This is a genomic window from Halomonas sp. G11 (genome assembly GCF_001663515.1).
Taxonomy (GTDB): domain Bacteria; phylum Pseudomonadota; class Gammaproteobacteria; order Pseudomonadales; family Halomonadaceae; genus Vreelandella.
In genome coordinates this window covers 254,010-269,947 of the sequence record NZ_LYXG01000023.1, presented here as the reverse complement: position 1 = coordinate 269,947, position 15,938 = coordinate 254,010, and the positions used below count along the sequence as shown (strand labels likewise).

Genomic DNA, 15,938 nt, shown 5'->3' with positions numbered 1-15,938 from the left:
AGTGACGCCTTGAAAATTCCCGGATGGGAGAAACCATTGGGAAGTTCAAAACGGGAGAGAAGATAAAGATGAATGAGGGTAAGCGGGTAAAACAGAAAAGAGGTTAATGGGGTGGATGATGGGGATCGAACCCACGACCACCGGAGCCACAATCCGGGGCTCTACCACTGAGCTACATCCACCATAACCTGTAGAAGGGAACTGCTGATTGCTGTGCTGTCACTGGGGTGGATGATGGGGATCGAACCCACGACCACCGGAGCCACAATCCGGGGCTCTACCACTGAGCTACATCCACCATTGACAACTGCAACTGACGAGATTTCGAGGCTGATCGCTACTGGTACAAATGGCGCGCCCAGCAGGATTCGAACCTGCAACCTACGGCTTAGAAGGCCGTTGCTCTATCCGGTTGAGCTATGAGCGCACATATAATATCTGTGAACAGAGACATTGATGAGCACTTGACCACAACCATCGCCTGGAAAAGCAAAACTACCTTTCGCGTTAGACGTGGTCGGGGTGGAGGGATTCGAACCCCCGACATCCTGCTCCCAAAGCAGGCGCGCTACCAGACTGCGCTACACCCCGATTTCATTGCCTAAACGCTGCCGCCTGGCCCGTCTCAAGCGAGGCATATATTACTGTTTTTAATTTTAAAGTCAACCATCAAGCTGACAACTTACCCTGGCACTTTGCCTGACTGCCCCATCATGCGAAAATTGGCAACGGCAGACCTTTGGTTAACACTCGTGTCTTTAGTTCGCCCTTCAACCTCTACGGGGATTTCTTTACATGACCGCCCAACTCATCGATGGCAAAGCTATCGCCGCCAATGTCCGTCAGCATGTTGCTCAACAGGTAGCTGCCCGCCAGCAGGCAGGTAAACGAGCACCCGGACTTGCGGTTGTGGTGGTAGGAGACGACCCCGCCTCACAAGTCTATGTGAACAATAAGCACCGCGCCTGTGAACAGGCAGGCATTCTTTCCTTTCAGCACGCCCTGCCCAGCGATACTTCCCAGCAGACACTGGAAGCGCTGGTTGACCAGTTAAATGACGACCCTACCGTCGACGGCATTCTTGTCCAGCTCCCCTTGCCCGACGCGCTCGACGCCGAACCGATACTCGAACGAATTCGACCCGACAAGGACGTCGATGGTTTTCACCCCTTCAATATTGGTCGGCTCGCCCAGCGCATGCCTGCCCTTCGCCCCTGTACGCCAAAAGGCATCATGACGCTGCTCGAACACAGTGACGTCAAGGTCCGCGGTCTCGATGCCACCGTCGTCGGCGCCTCTAACATCGTCGGGCGGCCCATGGCACTGGAGCTGATGCTTGCCGGCGCCACCACCACGGTATGCCACCGGTTTACCAGGGATCTGGAAGCACATGTCCGACGTGCCGATCTTGTCGTGGTTGCCGTCGGCAAGCCCGGCATCGTGCAAGGTGACTGGATCAAACCCGGTGCCGTGGTGATTGACGTGGGTATCAATCGCCAGGAAGACGGCAAGCTGAAGGGGGATGTCGGCTTCACCGCGGCCGCCGAACGCGCCAGCCTGATCACCCCCGTCCCTGGCGGCGTAGGACCGATGACCGTCGCTACCCTGCTGGAAAACACCCTGGCGGCCGCTGAACAGCACGACCAATCTGACAGCTAACCGCGCTGTTTATCTTCTTCTGATGGATAGGAAAACAACATAGTGAAGCGTATCGGCATCATCGGCGCCATGGCGCAGGAAGTCAGGATCCTGGCGTCCCAGCTCGAAAACCCGGAGCGTTATGAACACGCTGGGTTTATCTTTCATCGCGGCACACGCCATGGCCTCGATGTGACAATCCTGCAATCGGGTATTGGCAAAGTGAACGCCGCGGTGGGCACTGCGCTACTTTTAGAGCGCCATCAACCTGACGCGGTGATCAACACCGGCTCAGCCGGCGGGTTCGCCAGCGACCTGCATATCGGCGATATCATCATTTCCGACGAAGTTCGCCACCATGACGTCGACGCCATGGTCTTCGGCTACGAAATGGGCCAGGTCCCCGGCATGCCCGCGGCTTATCTGGCCGATAAAGCGCTCCGCAAAGTGGCTCAGGGAGCCATCAAGACACTGGGCGAGGTCAAGGTGCGTGAAGGCTTGATCGCCACTGGCGATGCCTTCATGGCCGACCCGGCCAGGGTCGATGCCACACGCGCCTTGTTCCCCGGCATGCTGGCGGTGGAAATGGAAGCCGCCGCTATTGCCCAGACATGCCACCTTTACCAATGCCCGTTCGTGGTTATCCGCGCGCTATCCGATATTCCCGGCAGCGGCGATAACCACCTGTCCTTCGAGCAATTCCTGGATGTGGCTGCCGACCATTCCTCGCGCATGGTCGACCAGATGCTCCTCACTTTAGGCGCTAGCTGATTGACCAGTCGAGCGTCTCCCCCGCCAGCAGCGGAATGATCGCCTCGCCATCGGCATAGGGGTAGCTGGCGGGGACGCTTTGCGGGCTCCGCGACAAGGTAATCGTATCGCCATTGGGCGGCAGCCCGTAAAAGCGCGGTCCGTTGAGGCTGGCAAACCCCTCCAGCGCCGACAGCGCCCCGACTTCGTCAAACGCCCTCGCATAAAGCTCTATCGCCGTGGAGGCTGTGTAAGCGCCCGCACAACCACAGCTTGACTCTTTGGCAGTTTGCGCATGGGGAGCGCTGTCGGTGCCCAGAAAGAACTTCCCGCTGCCGCTGGTCGCCGCTTTCAATAGGGCCTGACGGTGCCTTTCGCGCTTGAGAATGGGCAGGCAGTAATAGTGCGGCCGAATACCCCCGACCAGCATTTTATTGCGATTGAATAACAGGTGGTGCGCGGTAATCGTCGCGGCCACCGTATCGGGTGCCTGGGCAACGAACTCGGCGGCTTGCTGTGTCGTGATATGTTCGAACACCACTTTCAACCCTGGGTGGCGCGCTAAAAGCGGTGTCAGTACGCGCTCGATAAACGCCGCCTCGCGATCAAAGATATCAATGGCCGCGTCGGTGACTTCACCATGCATCAACAACGGCATGCCTGCTTCGGCAAGCGCGGCAATGGTCGCATCGCAGCGCGTCAGATCCGTCACCCCAGAGGCAGAGTTGGTGGTCGCGCCTGCCGGGTAAAGCTTGACGGCGTGGACGATGCCGCTACTGGCCGCCCGCGCGATCTCTTCCGGCGGTGTGGTATCTGTCAGATACAATGTCATGAGCGGTTCAAAGCAACTACCGGCAGGCAGCGCATCCAGAATCCGCTCACGGTAAGCGACAGCTTGCTCGGTCGTGGTGATCGGCGGCGTCAAGTTCGGCATAATGATTGCGCGCCCCATCTGGGCAGCGGAATGGCCCACGACCGCTTTCAGTGCTTCGCCATCGCGCAGGTGGAGGTGCCAGTCGTCTGGCCGGGTCAAAGTAATAGCGTCCACGGAAGATCCTGTACGTCGTCAGTTATCGCAGTCAATGAAATGGGCGCCCAGCGCCTCGAACAGCAGTATACCGGATACGCCATCAGGTTAAATCGAGTGCCATTCATCCACAGCTGACTCGATGTGGCGTATGATAATTATCACTGGTTGGTCAAAGGATACACGTTATGCAGAAGGTCCGGCGAAACGCCGACATTATTGCCAGCCTCGAAGGCTTGCTGTGGCTCGCACTGGCGTGGTCGGTGTCGTTTTCTGCGTATTACGGCAGCACCGAAGCGACTGTCACCATGCTGCTGATCATCGCCACACTGGCATTTTTCAGCTGGGCGCACCGGCCGCTTCGCTACCTGCTGCGGCGTTATCATGTGCGCAAACGACGGACCGATATGTGGATTCACCTGCTGGCGCTGCCGGTGCTTATCGCGATGTTTTTCCACATCATGATTGAGGGCCTGCTGGGCAGCGCCTGGCTGCCCCCCAAGATGCTGGTATTCAATATTGTGGCCACGGCGGGATGGTTAACTTACGTCATGACGCTGTTTATTAAATTCCTGATTCATCGCTTTAAATCCACCGCCAGGTGAGCCACATGCCAACCGAGCTCCCGCTACCGTTATCGACCCCGAACCGCAACCTGGTCCGATTGACCATTGTCAGGGGCATTACCTGGACGGGTTTTTTAATTGCCATCATCGTGGGCGTCAAGTTCCTCTCGTTTGAGCTGCCCGTCCCTGAGGTGGTCAGCGTCGTTCTGGCGATGGGACTGCTCAACATTGCCACCTGGTGGCGGCTGGGACGGCCACGTGCCGTCCAGCACCTTGAGTACTTGCTACACCTGCTCGCCGATGTGGTGGGCCTGACGCTGCTGTTCTATTTTTCCGGGGGATCCACCAATCCCTTCATCACCTACTACCTGGTACCGATTACCATTGCGGCCGCTACCCTGCCCTGGCGTCATGCCTGGATCATTGCCGGCTGCGCCATGGCCGCCTATAGCTTCTTGATGATTGACTACCATCCCATCCCCCAATTGGGGCATATCAACAGTGGCAGCCCGCTGAGCCTCCATGTCTTGGGCATGTGGGTGAATTTCGGCATGTCCGCAGGGCTGGTCACTTTTTTCATCTATAAAATGGCCCATGCCTTGAGACGTCGCGACCAGGCGCTTTCCCGCACCCGCGAAGCGGCGTTGCGCAACGAGCAAGTGCTGGCCGTTGCCACCCAGGCGGCAGGCACCGCGCATGAATTGGGCACGCCGCTGTCCACCATGGCGGTACTGCTCAAGGACATGCAGCAAGAAGCCAAGGATGACCCGGAGCGTCAGGAAGATATCGAATTGCTGCGTCAGCAGGTGGATATTTGCAAATCCCGCCTGCAGCACCTCGTCAGTCAGGCAGACCGGCGGCGCATGGCAGAACCGGAAGTGCTCGACGCCGAAACCTGGCTAAGCGGTGTTGTCCAACGCTGGCTGGTATTACGGCCCGATGTCAGTCACCGACTGGACATTGCTGGCCGCCGTGGACGGCCCTGGCTGGCCGTAGACGCCACCCTCGATCAGGCACTCACCAATCTGCTCAATAACGCCGCGGACGCCAACCCCGAAGGCGTCGCCATCGGGCTGGATTGGCATTCAGACCGCGTCGTGATCGATATTCGTGATCACGGCCCCGGCGTTGCCATGTCGATTGCCGACCAGTTGGGCGATACGTTCATTTCCACAAAAAGCAAGGGAATGGGCATTGGCTTGTTTTTAACTCACGCCACTATCAATCGTTTTGGTGGGGGCGTCAGTCTTTATAACCATCCTGAAGGCGGCACGTTAACCGAAGTCACGCTACCCCGTGCTGGTGCTGACTAGGCGCTGTGCCGCCTCTCGTTAGTGATTCATTGAGGTCATCATGCAAACACCCAACCAGCGGTTATTGATCGTCGACGACGACGAGATGTTTTGCCATGTGCTAAGTCGCTCGCTCACCCGGCGCGGCTTTGAGGTCATCGTGGCCAATGATGCGGACCAGGCCCTGGCACTTGCAGCTCAACATATGCCCACCATGGCCACCCTCGACTTGAAGCTGGAAAATTCATCGGGGCTCAAGTTATTGCCCGACCTGCTGGCAGTCGTTCCGCACTGTCATGTGGTCGTATTGACCGGCTACTCGAGCATTGCGACCGCCGTGGAAGCCATCAAGCTGGGGGCCGTCAATTATCTATGCAAACCGGTCGACGCTGACGATGTACTGACCGCGTTCGAACGGTCCCAGGGCGACCCCAATATTGAAGTGGCTGATAACCCACCTTCCATCAATCGCATTACCTGGGAACACATCCAGAAGGTCTTGCAGGAGCACGATGGCAATATCTCGGCCACTGCCAGGGCGCTCGGCATGCACCGCCGAACACTGCAGCGCAAACTGCAAAAGCGCCCTGTGCGCCACTAGCCCGCTGTCTGTCTACGCCTGTGGGCTAATGCAGCGCGAATTAATGGGCGGTCCAGCCCAGGTCGATATTCCAGCTCGCCCCGGTCACCGCCCCTGCTGCATCCGAGGCCATGTAGGCGACCAGTTGCGCCACTTCACTCGGCTCGATCAGGCGTTTTACAGCGGCGTTCTTGAGCATGATATTTTCAATCACTTCCTGCTCACCCATGCCATGCAGCTTGGCCTGATCCGCAATCTGGTTATCGACCAGCGGCGTCTTCACGTAAGCCGGGCATATCGCGTTCGCCGTAATCCCCTGTTCACCGCCTTCCAACGCGGCCGTTTTGGTGAGCCCGATCATGCCGTGCTTGGCACTGATATAAGCCGCCTTGCCCGGCGAGGCCACCTGGGCATGAATCGACGCAATATTGACGATCCGCCCCCAGCCCTTTTCACGCATGTGCGGCCAGGCGGCCTGGGTCAGCAGGAAAGGGGCCGTCAGCATCAAGTCGATAATGTGACGCCATTTGGCTTCAGGAAAGTCTTCAATGGCCGCCACATGCTGAATCCCGGCATTGTTGACCAGGATATCCACGCCGCCAAAGCGTTTGACCGCCTCCGCAACGGCGCCGCGACAGGCTTCCGGGTCGGTTAAATCCGCCTGGTAGAACGCAGCCCCTGCTGCCTCGGCAATCGTTTTACCCTCGGGATTGAAATCTACCGCCAATACCTGATGGCCCAATTCACAAAAGTGTTTGACCACTGCCTCGCCAATACCGCTGCTGGTGCCGGTAACCAAGGCAACACGAGGGGTCACTGCTGTCGTCGTCATGGCAAATCCTGTTGATCAAGTGAATGTACTTACTGGGTCAGTCTAGCTGATTGATTACCGCTTCACTGCTCCCCTTCGGTAGCAGACGCAGATGATAACGTGACTCAATAACCTTTTTAGCGTCCCCCTATTGGATAACGTTGGCCGGTTGATTCACAATGCGTCTTCGTTTTAATACTGACAAAGGAGTCATGTATGTTTGTGGTCATTTTTGGGCGCCTTTCCTGCCCGTTCTGTGTTCGCGCCAAGCAGCTTGCTGAGCAGTTGGAACAGGCGGGCAGCATCGAAGGCTACCGCTACGTCGACATGCCGTCTGAGGGCGTCAGTAAAGACGATATTGCCAAAACCGCAGGCAAGCCGATTCATACGGTGCCCCAGGTCTTTGTCGATCAGCAGCATGTCGGCGGCTTCAGTGAGTTCGACCAGTTCGTTCGCGACCGCCAGCTACTGAGCACCTCCTCGACTGCCTGACCCATCGTTAGCCTGCCGTTTAGCTGCGTTGAACTTATCGTTTGTCACTTGCCTATACTGGGGTCGATAGCAACCCATAAGTTAGTGGGCCGACACCCTGGCAAGGAAGGCAGCATGCATCGCGAGGAGTTCATCCAGCAGTTATGGCTGGATTATATTCATACCCATCCTGATATCGGGGCACTTCGCCTCTGGCCCCTTTCAACGCCAGCGGATTACCTCACGCTGGTAACACTCAATCATGGTGGTTTTTCCTCACAGGCACTGTCACCAGCGCTTGCCCATATGGGGTATCGCCATATCGGGCATTATGCGATGGCCGATAAAGGGCTGCTCATCCACCTGTTGGCGCCAGCGGACAGCGGAAGCTGGTTGGTTCTCGCCGAATTACAGACGGGCACCCTGTCAAGACCCTCACGCGAAGCGCTACTCGGCCTCGTCCAGCAGACACATCCGCAAGACAGCAAGGGCCAAAACCTGCTTTGCAGGGGTCGCCCCTGGCCAATGCCTACCTGGGCACTCTATCAGCAGCTTTACACCGAACACCCACTCGCCGCCTGGTTAGCCGTAATGGGGCCCAGGCTGCACCATGTCGGCTTTGACTGCGAACAGCTTGGCCGGTCAATGGAAACCATTGACCGGCAACTGACAGAAAGCGGCCTGCCCCACATGGAAGGCCAGCAGAATGGGGTGTTCAGCGTTTCCAATCTGCTCATCCACCGTTTCTATCCGACCACGCCGCAAAAAATGATATTCGACCAGGGTGATGAACATCGCCTCTGCCTGGGCGGCCTGGCCATTGTCCAGAAACACCTGGACAGCAATCACGAGCGGGTAGCCGAGTTGTTGCTGCCTCTTCATGCACGCTGCGAGATGGCGTAAGCGCGGCGACGCTTACGCCCTGAGTTGCAACAGGCACTCGCGGGTCGGCTAGCCTTCAACAAAGGTCATTTCGGGGACGTGTTCGGGTACCACCAGTTTGCCAGCGGTCTTTTCGACGATTTCCTCAACACTCACGCCCGGCGCACGCTCTTTCAGGATGAAAGTGCCGTCCTTGATTTCCAGGTAAGCCAGGTCAGTCAATACACGGTTGATACAGCCTGCGCCGGTCAGTGGCAGATTGCATTTTTCGAGCAGCTTGGATTCCCCGTGTTTCGACGCATGGGTCATGGTGCAAATGATATTTTCCGCACCGGCCACCAGGTCCATGGCGCCCCCCATCCCCTTGATCAGCTTGCCGGGAATCATCCAGGAGGCAATATTGCCGTTCTGGTCGACCTCAAACGCCCCCAGAACCGTCAGGTCCACGTGGCCGCCGCGAATCATTGCGAAGGACTCTGCCGATGAGAAAATCGCCGCGCCGGGCCTCGCCGTTACGGTTTGCTTGCCGGCGTTGATCATGTCGGGATCAACTTCTTCTTCCGTGGGATAACGGCCCATGCCGAGCAAACCATTTTCCGACTGAAGCATTACGTCCATATCCTCGGGGATATAGTTGGCCACCAGGGTCGGAATGCCGATTCCCAAATTAACGTAAAAGCCGTCTTCCAGTTCACGCGCCACGCGCTGAGCCATTTGTTCACGTGTCAATGCCATGGTCAGTTCCTCATAGTGAATCGATTAAAAGCCAAAAAACCGGGTTGTTCGATAACGCCGCTCTCTTAGCTGTGCACCGTGCGTTTTTCGATGCGCTTCTCAAACGTGCCCTGAATGATTCGGTCTACATAGATGCCCGGTGTATGGATCTGACTGGGCTCCAGTTCGCCAGGCTCAACGATCTCTTCGACTTCAACGACGGTAATCCTGCCCGCCGTTGCGACCATGGGATTAAAGTTCTGCGCCGTATGGCGGTACATCACATTACCGTAGCGGTCGGCTTTCCAGCCCTTCACAATGGCAAATTCACCGGTAATGGCCTCTTCCAGAATATGCGGACGACCATTGAATTCACGGACTTCCTTGCCTTCGCCAATGGGGGTGCCGTAGCCGGTGGCGGTGTAAAACGCTGGGATACCGGCCCCGCCCGCGCGCATCTTTTCCGCGAGTGTCCCTTGGGGGGTCAGCACCACCTCGATCTCGTCATTGAGCATTTGCTGCTCAAAGAGCGCGTTTTCGCCTACATAAGACGCCAGAATCTTGCGTATCTGACGATCTTCGAGCAACAGGCCGAGGCCAAAACCATCGACGCCACAGTTGTTCGATACAACGGTCAGGTCCTTGACCCCACGCCGCTTTATTTCAGCAATCAAATTTTCAGGAATGCCGCACAGGCCAAAGCCACCGGCCAATACGGTCATGCCGCTTTCAATGCCTTCCATTGCTTCTTCGTAGGAAGCAACACGCTTATCGAATCCTGCCATTGTTATACCTCGCCTTGTTGTCGATGACGGTTGTCGATGACGGTTGTCAGTGATACCCCAATGTCGCTGAGCCCACGAGATGCAAGGTGTGACGGCTATCGCGACGCAGGCTTAGGGTTGCAGTGTTGTGCCAGACAATATATTTGTTAAGTTTGTTTTTCTTATCGATTTATTTTTATAACTTATAAAGAGCCAGCCATGACCGTCAAACAGTTGCGCGCCTTCCTGGCCGTTGCCCAGACCCTGAGCTTTACCCAGGCCTGCGAACGGCTACATTTGTCCCAGCCCGCCCTTAGTCTAGCCATAAAAGGGCTCGAAGATGCGCTGGGCGGCAAATTATTGCTACGCAGCACTCGCAGTGTCCGCTTGACGCCCGAGGGCGAGTCGCTGCTGCCGCTGGCCAAGCACTTGCTCGCCCAGTGGGACAATACGGAAGAACGCCTGCGTCAACGCTTTACCCTGCAGCTGGGACGCCTCAGCGTCGCGGCCATGCCAGCCTTTGCCTGCAACCTGCTCCCCAGGGCATTGGTTAGATTCCGTCAACAGTACCCCAAAATCAATGTGACCGTGCACGATGTCATCAACGAAGACGTTAACGACATGGTGCGTTCGCGTCAGGTGGAAATGGGCATTGCGTTCGCACCGGAAGGTACCGGCAGCCTGTCATTCACGCCCTTGTTCGAGGACCATTTTGTCGCGGTCGTTGCCAAAGGCTCACGGTTGAATCAGCGAGCATCGTTGTCATGGGAAGACTTGCTTGGCGAAGACTTTATTACCTTGCAGCGTCCCTCGATGGTTCGCAGACTGCTGGAACAGGCCCTTTCCCGACAGCAAATGGATTTGCCGGTCGCCTTCGAGAGCCATCAGTTATCGACTGTCGGCCGAATGGTGGCGGAAGGTCTGGGCGTCAGCGCCGTGCCATCAATGTGCATTCCCCAGATGCGGGCGCTAGGCGCGCACTACCTGCCACTGACCTCGCCAAGCGTCGCCTGTCGCGTGGGGATCCTGACGCAACAGGAGCTATCAGTGGCCGCGCATGCATTACGCACGGTCTTGCTGGAGACCGTTCAAGCGCCCTACTTACCCGAGCATGAGACTGGGCAGGCTGGGTAATATCCTTTAGCATTCAACATTACGCACCAGTAAGGAAGCGCGGAATGCCGATGTTTAAAGGGGTGATTAGCGTCGTCTTGCTAGTCCTCAATACGCTTTTTTGGGGAATCCCCCTGACAGCGCTATCGTTGCTCAAACTGATAGCCCCCAGAGGGCGCATTCAAAAGGCAGTACAAGCAGGTATTGGTCACGTCACCATGAACTGGATAGGCGTTAACCTGTGGTGGATGCGCCACTGGATACAACCTCGGCTAGAGGCGTCCGTTCCCGACAACCTGCGCCCGGATCAGTGGTGGCTGGTGATATCCAACCATCGTAGCTGGACCGATATCTTTATGCTGCTGATGGTTCTTCACCGGCGCATTCCCATGCCGCGTTTCTTTGTAAAGCGGCAGTTATTGTGGATACCGATCGTAGGGCTAGCCTTTTGGGCGCTCGATTTCCCCATCATGCGACGCATTACCCGAGAGCAAATTGCCCGCAATCCGGGCCTGGCAAAGCTGGACCGGGAGGCGACAAAACGCATGTGCGCTCGCGCCCGCCAGTCGCCCATTGCTATCTACAATTTTGTTGAAGGCACCCGCTTCACGCCGCATAAACACGCCTTGCAACAGAGCCCCTACCGCCATCTGCTTCGGCCCAAGGCGGGCGGGGTTGCTCAAGTCCTAAACTTGCTTGGCGACAAGCTCGACGGCATCCTTGACGTGACGCTGAGCTACACCAATCCGAATCCCACTTTTTGGGGCTTTCTTTGTGGCCAGGAAACACCGATCACCCTGAAGGCACGCATCCTTGAAGTGCCTGCATGGATGTTGACCGCTGACTATCACGCCGAATCGCAGCACAAGGAACATTTCCACACATGGATCAATGCACTCTGGCAGGAAAAAGACTGTCAGCTGGATGGTCAGATCGATCACGCGTGAGCAAGCTGCTCGGGGCTATCATGGTCGCCAGCACACTGGTCGGCTGCGCCAGCACGCCCTCTGACCCTCAGCGAGTCGCCGCCCCGGCGGCGGCCCAGATCAGCGGTAGCTGGGTGGCAGTCAAACGTGGCGATACGCTGGGCCAGTTAGCCAAACGCGCCAACGTGCCGCTGGAAAGGCTGCAGCGCTTCAACCCGGGCGTCAGAGCACGCCACCTGGCCGTTGGTCAACGCTTGCTGATTCCCACGCAGCAGGAACGCGCGCCAGCCAGCGGGCCATACCGCTACCAGATCCGCCCGGGCGATACTTTTTCCAGCCTTGCTCGCCATTTCGGCACCACCCCATCGCGGCTGCAAAGTGCCAACGCGGGAAGCTCGGCGACCGAGTTGCGCGTTGGTCAAATGATCAATATTCCCGTCGGTTCGAGCAATGGTACCTCGACCGCAAGCTCGACAACGTCAAGCCGCAGCCAATCGGCCGCGCAAACGTCCAGCCCGAGCAGCTCATCGCTCCCGGCATCGGCCAAACGCTGGCCCTGGCCGCTGGACGATTATCGCGTGGTTCGCCGTTACGGCCCCGATAGCCGTGGCACGCTTCAGCCCATGCTGCTGGCCACCCAGGCCAATGCAAGTGCGAAGGCAGTCGCCAGGGGCGAGGTTCGTTTTGCGGGCAGTATGCGACAGCTCGAGAAGGTGGTGATTGTTCACCATGCGGATAACCTGCAAAGCGTCTATGCCCTGTGTGAGCAGTTAACCGTCGAAGAAGGTCAGCAGGTGGCCGCAGGTGACCCGCTTTGCCATGTAGGCAAAAGTCGGGCCACAGGGCGTCATGATTTGTTGTTTGACTTACGTCAGGGCGGCAAACCGATCGATCCCCGGCGAGTGCTGAAATAAAACCGGCCCCGCGGCTGAAACCAGAGCGGGGGGCGGTTTAACAGCCCCTAACCACGATAATAGTGGGCGGTGACAAAGGGTGTTTTGGTGACCGTCATGGGCAACCGTTTGCCGCGCACTTCGGCATAGACGGTTGTGCCTGGTGCTTCAAGGTCCCGGGAAACATAGCCCATTGCCACTGGTTTGCCCACACTGGGCCCGAATCCACCGGAGGTCACCGTCCCCACCTCACTGCCATTTTCATCTACCAGCGAGGCGCCCTCACGCACCGGCGCGCGCCCCTCGGCCACCAGCCCCACGCGTTTACGGGCATGGTCTTTGGCATCGACCTGATGAAGGATCAAATCCGCACCGGGGAAGCCGCCAGGGCGATCGCCGCCGTGACGACGCGGCTTGCTGATCGCCCAGATCAAACCGGCTTCTACCGGCGTGGTCGTGGTATCCATGTCGTGCCCGTAGAGACACAGACCCGCTTCCAGACGTAAGGAGTCCCGCGCCCCAAGACCAATGGCCTCTACTTCTGGTTCTGACAGCAGACGCTCGGCGAAAGCCTCCGTAGCGTCAGCCGCCACCGATATCTCGAAGCCATCTTCGCCGGTGTAGCCACTGCGGCTGATCCATATTTCCTGGTCATCCACCTGAAAGCGACCGTGCTGCATGAACACCAGCTCGCAGGCTGCCGGGCACACCCGCTGCATGACCTGGTGCGCACTGGGACCCTGCAGGGCGAGCAACCCACGGTCCAGGGGCGCTATGTTCAGACGGTCACCTAAACGAGCCTGCAGATGGGCGATATCCTGTTCCTTGCAGGCAGCATTGACCACCAGATAGAAATGCTCGCCCGCATTGACGACCATCAGGTCGTCAAGAATCCCGCCTTCGTTGCTGGTCAGCAGCCCATAGCGCTGGGCACCTTCGGCCAACCCAACCAGATCGGCAGGAATCAGGGTTTCCAGTTCCTCGGCGACGTTATCACCGGACACCACTACCTGCCCCATATGCGAGACATCAAACAAGCCGCACTGCTGGCGTGTGTGCTCGTGCTCCTTTTTAACGCCCAACGGAAACTGGACAGGCATCTCGTAACCGGCAAAAGGCACCATCTTCGCCCCCAGTCGGCCATGCAGCGCATGCAACGGGGTCTGTTTAAGCTCAGTCATCAATCACTCCTCTACAAACAAGAGCGGGAAGCCACATGAGTGCCTTCCCGACTCTTCATAAGCATTGCAAAGGCGCACGAGCGCCTGGCAACGATTAGTTATCGTGGTCTAACGCTTCCCCTGGCAAGACGTCTTTGCCATCGAAATAGTCTTTGGTCAGTTTAAACACGACAGGCGACAGCAGTGCCAGTGCAATCAGGTTGGGAATCGCCATCATGGCGTTGAAGGTATCTGCCATCAGCCAGATGAAACCAAGCTGTGCCATGGCGCCAAGCGGAATCGCCAGAACGAAGAGTACCCGATACAACATGATAGAGCGCGTGCCGAACAGGAACTGGAAGCATTTTTCACCGTAGAACGACCAGCCAAGGATGGTGGTAAAGGCAAATACCGCCAGTGCAACGGCAACAATCTGATTGCCGAACCCGGGTAGCGCCGCATCGAAGGAAAGTGCCGTCAGCGACGCCCCTTCCTCGCCATCGATCCACACGGTTGAAGTCAAGATCACCAGCGCTGTGATGGTACATACCACAATGGTATCGATGAAGGTACCCAGCATAGCAATCAGACCCTGGCGGACCGGGTTCTTGGTCTGTGCCGCCGCATGGGCAATAGGCGCGCTACCCAAGCCTGCCTCGTTGGAGAAAATCCCCCGAGCCACACCAAAGCGAATCGCTGCCATGACCGCCGCGCCAGCAAAACCACCCGCAGCCGCAACAGGGTTGAAGGCGTAGTAGAAAATCAGGCTGAAGGCTTCACCGATCTGGCCGGCATTAATAATCAGCACGAGAATACCCGCAACGATGTAGGCAATGCCCATGACCGGCACCAGCTTGCCGGCGACTTTGGCAATCCGCTTGATGCCGCCGAGAATGACCGCACCAGCCAGCACCATGATCACCACACCGGTCAGCCATGTCGGCACGCCAAAGGTGGCATCCATGGCATCCGCGACCGAATTGGACTGAACCGTGTTACCGATACCGAAGGCCGCAACAGCCCCGAAGAACGCGAACAGTACGCCAAGCCACATCCACTTCTTGCCGAGACCGTTCTTGATATAGAACATCGGTCCGCCAACATGGTAGCCAGTACTGTCGGTTTCACGAAAACGGACCGCCAACAGGGCCTCGGCAAATTTTGTGGCCATCCCCACCAGCGCCGTGATCCACATCCAGAACACCGCGCCCGGCCCGCCTAGCGCAATCGCGGTAGCCACCCCGGCGATATTACCGGTCCCGATAGTCGCCGATAACGATGTCATCAGCGCGTTAAAGGGGGAGATTTCACCATCTTTTTCAGCACTTTCACCCTTGGCTTCCCGCCCCTGCCACATGAGCTTGAAGCCGATACCGAGCTTCCTGATGGGCATCAGTTTCAGGCCAAGCTGGAGGTAGATCCCCACACCTAGCAGCAAGATGAGCATCAACGGGCCCCATACCACCCCGTTAATGGCTCCGAAGAGACTGTTTAATGTTTCCACCTGCTACCTCCTTACCCTTTTCATGGTTTGATTTATTCGATGTAGACCAGATGTAACGCTTGGCGACGCGTCGCTTAATTCTGGCCATCAAACGCTCTGGTGTCACGAGCCGATCGCTGGCGGCACCCGACGTAAGATCGCCATGTTTTACACCATTACTTTGGTCACTTGCCATGGCATTGTCGAGTTTACATAGCAAATATCGCTAAATTGGCAATTCATCACCACGTAATCGCCATTGACGCTTTAGGTAGGGGGTCTCGCCATAAAGCGGCATCGGGGAACTTGTTTCCTATTGGAAACACGTTACCATGCGTCGCTAAACGCTCGCCGTGCACAGCGCCCATCGCCAAGGTGAACAACAAGCGCTAAGATGGCGGCTCCACATCCGTTTCGTATAGGGAATCACCATGAGCAACCTTCCTGCCAACCTTCGTTACGCTGAGAGCCACGAGTGGGTGCTTGATCATCAAGACGGTACGGTCACCATCGGCATTACCGACCATGCTCAAGCCGCGCTCGGTGATGTCGTGTTCGTCGAACTGCCCGATGTTGGCACCACGCTGACCAAGGGTGATGAGTTTGGTGTCATTGAGTCGGTCAAAGCCGCTTCTGACCTTTATTCGCCCGTCGATGGCGAAGTCATCGAGGTCAATGAAGCGCTGGAAGATGCCCCAGAAACGGTCAATGATGCCCCTTATGAAGGCGGCTGGATCATGAAGGTGCGTTTAAGCGATGAAAACCTTGACGAGCTCATGGATGCAGACGCTTATCAAGCGACCTTGAGCGACGACTGATCAATAACGCCTGCCCATTGGCAGGCGCAGCCCCCCTGCCCGGTTTACTC

17 protein-coding genes and 4 tRNA genes are annotated in these 15,938 nt (G+C 57.3%); 11 read left to right on the top strand and 10 right to left on the bottom strand.

The window, feature by feature from the left end; translation table 11 throughout:
• Positions 1-107: 107 nt before the first annotated feature.
• The 4 genes from ADS46_RS12170 to ADS46_RS12155 all read right to left on the bottom strand — a co-directional run bounded on the left by ADS46_RS12170 (position 108) and on the right by ADS46_RS12155 (position 591).
• Positions 108-182, bottom strand: a tRNA-His gene (locus ADS46_RS12170).
• A 41-nt stretch (positions 183-223) separates the two neighbouring features.
• Positions 224-298: transfer RNA gene (locus ADS46_RS12165), tRNA-His, on the bottom strand.
• Positions 299-350: 52 nt separating this feature from the next.
• Positions 351-427: transfer RNA gene (locus ADS46_RS12160), tRNA-Arg, on the bottom strand.
• Positions 428-514: 87 nt separating this feature from the next.
• Positions 515-591: transfer RNA gene (locus ADS46_RS12155), tRNA-Pro, on the bottom strand.
• Between the two features lie 204 nt (positions 592-795).
• Between ADS46_RS12155 and folD the strand changes: the two genes are divergently transcribed.
• Together folD and mtnN are read left to right on the top strand one after the other, a co-directional pair.
• Positions 796-1,659: a bifunctional methylenetetrahydrofolate dehydrogenase/methenyltetrahydrofolate cyclohydrolase FolD gene (gene folD, locus ADS46_RS12150; RefSeq protein WP_066320504.1), complete on the top strand. Its 864-nt coding sequence runs from the start codon at positions 796-798 to the stop codon at positions 1,657-1,659.
• Positions 1,660-1,701: 42 nt separating this feature from the next.
• Entirely contained in the window at positions 1,702-2,409 is a 708-nt protein-coding gene (gene mtnN, locus ADS46_RS12145; RefSeq protein WP_066320502.1) for a 5'-methylthioadenosine/S-adenosylhomocysteine nucleosidase, read from the top strand.
• Here the strand turns inward: mtnN and pyrC are convergent.
• Positions 2,402-3,436 carry a dihydroorotase gene (gene pyrC / locus ADS46_RS12140; protein WP_066320500.1) on the bottom strand — a complete coding sequence of 345 codons (1,035 nt, stop codon included), beginning with the start codon at positions 3,434-3,436 and terminating at the stop codon, positions 2,402-2,404. The genes mtnN and pyrC overlap by 8 nt on opposite strands.
• A 167-nt stretch (positions 3,437-3,603) precedes the next feature.
• Here pyrC and ADS46_RS12135 point away from each other — a divergent pair, with 167 nt between their 5' ends.
• The 3 genes from ADS46_RS12135 to ADS46_RS12125 are packed head-to-tail and all read left to right on the top strand — an operon-like array spanning position 3,604 to position 5,874.
• Positions 3,604-4,020: a hypothetical protein gene (locus ADS46_RS12135; RefSeq protein ID WP_066320499.1), complete on the top strand. Its 417-nt coding sequence runs from the start codon at positions 3,604-3,606 to the stop codon at positions 4,018-4,020.
• A gap of 5 nt (positions 4,021-4,025) precedes the next feature.
• Positions 4,026-5,294 (top strand): ATP-binding protein, encoded by a 1,269-nt coding sequence (locus ADS46_RS12130; RefSeq protein ID WP_066320497.1) that lies wholly within the window; start codon positions 4,026-4,028, stop codon positions 5,292-5,294.
• A 40-nt stretch (positions 5,295-5,334) separates the two neighbouring features.
• Positions 5,335-5,874: a response regulator transcription factor gene (locus tag ADS46_RS12125; RefSeq protein ID WP_066320496.1), complete on the top strand. Its 540-nt coding sequence runs from the start codon at positions 5,335-5,337 to the stop codon at positions 5,872-5,874.
• A 40-nt stretch (positions 5,875-5,914) separates the two neighbouring features.
• Here the strand turns inward: ADS46_RS12125 and ADS46_RS12120 are convergent, their stop codons facing one another.
• On the bottom strand, positions 5,915-6,685 hold the full coding sequence (locus ADS46_RS12120; protein ID WP_066320494.1) for a 3-hydroxybutyrate dehydrogenase: 771 nt from the start codon (positions 6,683-6,685) through the stop codon (positions 5,915-5,917).
• A 195-nt stretch (positions 6,686-6,880) separates the two neighbouring features.
• On the opposite strand from ADS46_RS12120, the gene ADS46_RS12115 reads away from it, so the two are divergent.
• Both ADS46_RS12115 and ADS46_RS12110 read left to right on the top strand, forming a co-directional pair.
• A complete protein-coding gene (locus tag ADS46_RS12115; protein WP_066320490.1) occupies positions 6,881-7,156 on the top strand; it encodes a GrxA family glutaredoxin in 276 nt (91 codons plus the stop codon).
• A gap of 114 nt (positions 7,157-7,270) precedes the next feature.
• Positions 7,271-8,038, top strand: a complete 768-nt coding sequence (locus tag ADS46_RS12110; RefSeq protein WP_066320489.1) for a DUF1338 family protein — start codon at positions 7,271-7,273, stop codon at positions 8,036-8,038.
• 48 nt (positions 8,039-8,086) lie between these two features.
• Here ADS46_RS12110 and ADS46_RS12105 read toward each other — a convergent pair whose 3' ends face one another.
• Together ADS46_RS12105 and ADS46_RS12100 are read right to left on the bottom strand one after the other, a co-directional pair.
• A complete protein-coding gene (locus ADS46_RS12105) occupies positions 8,087-8,752 on the bottom strand; it encodes a CoA transferase subunit B (RefSeq protein WP_066320487.1) in 666 nt (221 codons plus the stop codon).
• 65 nt (positions 8,753-8,817) lie between these two features.
• On the bottom strand, positions 8,818-9,516 hold the full coding sequence (locus tag ADS46_RS12100) for a CoA transferase subunit A (RefSeq protein WP_066320486.1): 699 nt from the start codon (positions 9,514-9,516) through the stop codon (positions 8,818-8,820).
• Between the two features lie 198 nt (positions 9,517-9,714).
• Here ADS46_RS12100 and ADS46_RS12095 point away from each other — a divergent pair, with 198 nt between their 5' ends.
• Genes ADS46_RS12095 through ADS46_RS12085 form a run of 3 tightly spaced genes read left to right on the top strand, consistent with a single transcriptional unit; the run spans position 9,715 to position 12,448 of the window.
• A complete protein-coding gene (locus ADS46_RS12095; protein ID WP_066320485.1) occupies positions 9,715-10,629 on the top strand; it encodes a LysR family transcriptional regulator in 915 nt (304 codons plus the stop codon).
• 44 nt (positions 10,630-10,673) lie between these two features.
• The gene (locus tag ADS46_RS12090; RefSeq protein ID WP_066320481.1) at positions 10,674-11,555 is read left to right on the top strand and encodes an acyltransferase; all 882 of its coding nucleotides are present in this window, start codon (positions 10,674-10,676) and stop codon (positions 11,553-11,555) included.
• 20 nt (positions 11,556-11,575) lie between these two features.
• Positions 11,576-12,448, top strand: a complete 873-nt coding sequence (locus ADS46_RS12085) for a LysM peptidoglycan-binding domain-containing protein (RefSeq protein WP_082926078.1) — start codon at positions 11,576-11,578, stop codon at positions 12,446-12,448.
• Positions 12,449-12,495: 47 nt separating this feature from the next.
• Here the strand turns inward: ADS46_RS12085 and gcvT are convergent, their stop codons facing one another.
• Entirely contained in the window at positions 12,496-13,608 is a 1,113-nt protein-coding gene (gene gcvT / locus ADS46_RS12080) for a glycine cleavage system aminomethyltransferase GcvT (RefSeq protein ID WP_066320479.1), read from the bottom strand.
• A 94-nt stretch (positions 13,609-13,702) separates the two neighbouring features.
• Positions 13,703-15,091 carry an alanine/glycine:cation symporter family protein gene (locus ADS46_RS12075; RefSeq protein ID WP_066320478.1) on the bottom strand — a complete coding sequence of 463 codons (1,389 nt, stop codon included), beginning with the start codon at positions 15,089-15,091 and terminating at the stop codon, positions 13,703-13,705.
• Positions 15,092-15,501: 410 nt separating this feature from the next.
• Between ADS46_RS12075 and gcvH the strand changes: the two genes are divergently transcribed.
• A complete protein-coding gene (gcvH, locus tag ADS46_RS12070) occupies positions 15,502-15,888 on the top strand; it encodes a glycine cleavage system protein GcvH (RefSeq protein WP_066320476.1) in 387 nt (128 codons plus the stop codon).
• Positions 15,889-15,938: the final 50 nt, after the last annotated feature.

Bases quoted from the DNA above. Each gene is read 5' to 3' on its own strand.
- folD (WP_066320504.1), top strand. From the start codon at position 796: ATGACCGCCCAACTCATCGATGGCAAAGCTATCGCCGCCAATGTCCGT.
- ADS46_RS12135 (WP_066320499.1), top strand. From the start codon at position 3,604: ATGCAGAAGGTCCGGCGAAACGCCGACATTATTGCCAGCCTCGAAGGC.
- ADS46_RS12130 (WP_066320497.1), top strand. From the start codon at position 4,026: ATGCCAACCGAGCTCCCGCTACCGTTATCGACCCCGAACCGCAACCTG.
- ADS46_RS12125 (WP_066320496.1), top strand. From the start codon at position 5,335: ATGCAAACACCCAACCAGCGGTTATTGATCGTCGACGACGACGAGATG.
- ADS46_RS12120 (WP_066320494.1), bottom strand. From the start codon at position 6,685: ATGACGACGACAGCAGTGACCCCTCGTGTTGCCTTGGTTACCGGCACC.
- ADS46_RS12115 (WP_066320490.1), top strand. From the start codon at position 6,881: ATGTTTGTGGTCATTTTTGGGCGCCTTTCCTGCCCGTTCTGTGTTCGC.
- ADS46_RS12110 (WP_066320489.1), top strand. From the start codon at position 7,271: ATGCATCGCGAGGAGTTCATCCAGCAGTTATGGCTGGATTATATTCAT.
- ADS46_RS12105 (WP_066320487.1), bottom strand. From the start codon at position 8,752: ATGGCATTGACACGTGAACAAATGGCTCAGCGCGTGGCGCGTGAACTG.
- ADS46_RS12100 (WP_066320486.1), bottom strand. From the start codon at position 9,516: ATGGCAGGATTCGATAAGCGTGTTGCTTCCTACGAAGAAGCAATGGAA.
- ADS46_RS12095 (WP_066320485.1), top strand. From the start codon at position 9,715: ATGACCGTCAAACAGTTGCGCGCCTTCCTGGCCGTTGCCCAGACCCTG.
- ADS46_RS12090 (WP_066320481.1), top strand. From the start codon at position 10,674: ATGCCGATGTTTAAAGGGGTGATTAGCGTCGTCTTGCTAGTCCTCAAT.
- ADS46_RS12085 (WP_082926078.1), top strand. From the start codon at position 11,576: ATGGTCGCCAGCACACTGGTCGGCTGCGCCAGCACGCCCTCTGACCCT.
- gcvT (WP_066320479.1), bottom strand. From the start codon at position 13,608: ATGACTGAGCTTAAACAGACCCCGTTGCATGCGCTGCATGGCCGACTG.
- gcvH (WP_066320476.1), top strand. From the start codon at position 15,502: ATGAGCAACCTTCCTGCCAACCTTCGTTACGCTGAGAGCCACGAGTGG.